Origin of the sequence: Streptomyces flavofungini, from assembly GCF_041028215.1 — a bacterium.
Classification (GTDB): domain Bacteria; phylum Actinomycetota; class Actinomycetes; order Streptomycetales; family Streptomycetaceae; genus Streptomyces; species Streptomyces flavofungini_B.
The window spans coordinates 1-3,362 of the sequence record NZ_JASKYR010000831.1 but is presented as its reverse complement, the minus strand read 5'-3'; the positions used below and the strand labels follow the sequence as shown (position 1 = coordinate 3,362).

The window sequence follows — 3,362 nt, the reverse complement described above, 5'->3', positions numbered from 1 at the left end:
GGGTTTCCCATGGGGGAACGCGGGTATCCCGCGCGGGGTTGAGCGCCCGCCCCCGCGCGAGGGGCCGCCCCCGCGCGAGGGGCCGCGCCGGAAGCCGCTAGCTCGCGCCCCAGCCTCCGTCGACCGGGATCGAGGCGCCCGTCAGGTAGCCGGTGTGGGCACCGCAGAGCCAGAGGGCGACGGCGGCGACCTCGGCGGGCTCGATGAGCCGCTTGATCGCGGACCGTTCGAGGAGGACATCGCTCACGACGTCCTCCGGCGCGATGCCGTGCACCGCCGCCTGGTCGGCGATCTGCCCCTCGACCAACGGCGTACGGACATAACCGGGGTTCACGCAGTTGCAGGTCACCCCGTGCGGAGCGGCTTCGAGGGCGGCCACCTTGCTCAGGCCCTCAAGGCCGTGCTTGGCGGCGACGTAGGCGGACTTGTACGGGCTCGCCCGCAGCCCGTGGACGCTGGAGATGTTCACGATCCGGCCCCAGCCGCGCCCGTACATGTGCGGCAGACAGTGCCGCAGGAGCAGGAAGGGCGCGGTGACCATCAGGCGCTGGATGCGCTCGAAGCGGTCGGGCGGGAACTCCTCGATGGGGGCGACGTGCTGGGTGCCCGCGCTGTTGACCAGGATGTCGACGGCGGCGGGCAGGGCGGCGAGGGCGTCGGCGTCGGTGAGGTCGACGGCGTGCGGCACCCCGCCCACCGCGTCCGCCACGGCCTTGGCCGACTCCGCGTCCACGTCGACGACATGGACCAGGGCGCCCGCGGCGGCGAACGCCTCGGCGCACGCCCGCCCGATGCCGCTGCCGCCCCCGGTGACCAGGGCGGACCGTCCGGTGAGGACCACGCCGTCGGTACGCGGKGCCCCGGGCGGGGCCCCGGGGTGTCCGCTCGTCATGCCCGTGCCCGGAACGCTTTCGCTCGTCATGCCGGGAACGCTAGAGAGGCGGCCCGGGATCCTCCCATGGTCGCGGACACCACAGCGGCGGGCCTCCGGGTGTGGGGGAACGACATCGGCGGCACGGGCGCACGGTGCCCCGGGCCCATCCCGTACGGCGCCGAGGCTTGCGAGGTCCTTGGGCCCGCGTTCCGTGAGGCGCCGCGTCTCGGCCACATCGTCGCCGGTTTTGTCACCCGTCCGGGTGCCATGTCCGCCCGGAACCGCGCCCCGAACCCCGCAGGCGGGCGGCGGTGGCACGGCGGCGGAAATGATTCTTCCGCCAACTCCCGTGTTGTCTAGACCCATTGACAGCCCTGATGCCGCTCCCTAATGTCGCAGGCACCGCTCGAACATCGTAAACGCACATCGACCATGCGTGGGGGGTTCGTGAACAGCACAGCAGGTGCCGGCGACATTGGAATGGCAGCCCCCCAAAACCGCGAAGGTCTGCCCATCGTCAGCCTGGACCAGGCGCACTCGCCGCAGAAGGTCCTCGCGCACGGTGAATTGCTGCGGCGTTTCGTGGCGGACCAGGAGATCAAGCCGGTCCACATGAGGATCGGCATCATGGGCGCCTGCAATATGCGCTGCAATTTCTGCAACTTCCACTCTCCCAACGAAGAGCAGTTCTACGACCTGTTCTCGTTCAAGGACTCGATCGCCACCGACAAGGCGGTCACCCTGCTCCGCGAGTTCGCCGAGAACGACGGCCGCGCCGTGACCTTCTGCGGCAGCGGCGAGTGCACGATCCACCCCGGGTACACCGAGATCTGCGACGCGGGGCACGCGGCGGGCCTGCGCATCGGCCTGATCACCAACGGCTCGCGGCTCGGCCGTCCCAAGGTCGCCGACTGCGTCGCCGCGACCCACACCTGGGTCCGGATCGGCCTGAACGCGGGCACGGAGAAGACGTTCGACGACATCACCCGCGACCGCGAGCAGACGTTCTCGCGGTTCATCGGCTCCGTCGGCAGGCTCCGCGAGAAAGCCGTCGACCCCGACTTCCGCATCGGCTTCAACTACGTGATCACCCTGCAGAATTACCGGGAGATCATCGAGGCGGCCCATATCGCCCGCGATTCCGGCGCGCATTACGTACGCTTCGAACCGGAGTTCTACAGCGCACTCGGCCACGACACCATCGAATCCGTGATGCCGGAGATCAGCGAGTCCCTCACCCGGGCCGCCGCACTCTCCACGGACGCCTTCGAAGTGTCCGTGCCCAAGCTGGACCGCGGCCCGATGGATCAGGTCGACGAGGTGGAGGGCGACTTCGAGCGCTGCCACTACAGCCGATTCGTGACGGCTGTCGGCGCCGACGGAAATCTCTACCCGTGCCCCCAGGTCCACCTGAACAGCCGTTATCTGATCGGCAATGTCGTCGAACAGGGATACGCGGAAGTACTGGAAGGCGGCCCGCGCGCGGAATGGGAGGCCTCCAACCCGCGCAGGACCGACCTCTGCAAATCCTGCTTCTACCGCCCCCAGAACGAACTCCTCGAACTGCTCAAGCGCGGCCAGATCAAACTCGACGAGGCGCTGGACGCCTACGCGCTGGAAGTGCCGAGCACCCTGCACGGCGACTTCGTCTGAGCCGCACATGCAGTCACGTCACCTGAGCCGGCTCCTCGCCGACGAGCCGGCCCTGCGCTCCGCCTCCTCCCTGACCGCCGACGAGCGCGGCGCGCGCACCCGCCGCCTGCGCTCGGTGGTGGAGCGCCTGGCCCGCGTCGAGCGGGCGCCCCTGACGATCACGGAGGCCACCGCGTCGGCCCGCGACGGGCTGCACCGCGAGAACCTGCTCCTCACCTCCCCCGTACGCGGCTCCTTCCACGGCACGCTGCTCGCCCCGCGCGGCACCGTCCACGGCCCCGCCGTCCTGGTCCTCGGCGGCAAGAACGCGCGCCTGGACCAGCTGACCGGCGACACCCCGCCCGACCACCCCGACCGCAACGTCGCCGAACAGCTCGCGCACGCGGGCTTCGTCACCCTCTCCTTCGACCACGGCATCGGCGGCGGCCTCGACGAGGAGCGCAGGGCGGGGCGGGACGAGGGAGCGCTGCTCGCCCACGCCTTCGCCCTCACCGGACGCTCCTTGCTCGGCGCGCTCACCGGCGACGCCCTCGGCGCCCTCGACCTGCTCGCCGGGCATCCGCTGGTCGACGCCGGGCGCGTGGGCCTGTTCGGCCACAGTCTCGGCGCGGCGGTCGCCCTGCACACCGCCCTGCTGTCCGAGGACCGGACCCCGCCGCTCTGCGCGGCGAGCCACCTCGGCAGCTATGCCGCCCTCTTCGCACGGCTCCTGACCGGCCACGAAGGCGCGGTGCTCCCCGGCGTCCTGGAGTACGCGGACCTGCCCGACCTGTACGCGGCGCTGGCCCCCGCCCCGCTCCAGCTCCAGTACGGCACGGCCGACTCCTACCTCGAC

3 protein-coding genes are annotated in these 3,362 nt (G+C 71.0%); 2 read left to right on the top strand and 1 reads right to left on the bottom strand.

Annotated elements, in window-relative coordinates; genetic code table 11:
* Positions 1–97: 97 nt before the first annotated feature.
* Positions 98–841 (bottom strand): 3-hydroxybutyrate dehydrogenase, encoded by a 744-nt coding sequence (locus AB8Z36_RS35180; RefSeq protein ID WP_369217453.1) that lies wholly within the window; start codon positions 839–841, stop codon positions 98–100.
* A 513-nt stretch (positions 842–1,354) separates the two neighbouring features.
* On the opposite strand from AB8Z36_RS35180, the gene AB8Z36_RS35175 reads away from it, so the two are divergent.
* Positions 1,355–2,527 (top strand): radical SAM protein, encoded by a 1,173-nt coding sequence (locus tag AB8Z36_RS35175; protein ID WP_369217452.1) that lies wholly within the window; start codon positions 1,355–1,357, stop codon positions 2,525–2,527.
* Between the two features lie 7 nt (positions 2,528–2,534).
* Positions 2,535–3,362, top strand: an 828-nt coding sequence (locus AB8Z36_RS35170) for a dienelactone hydrolase family protein (protein WP_369217451.1), incomplete at its 3' end; no start/stop codon positions are given.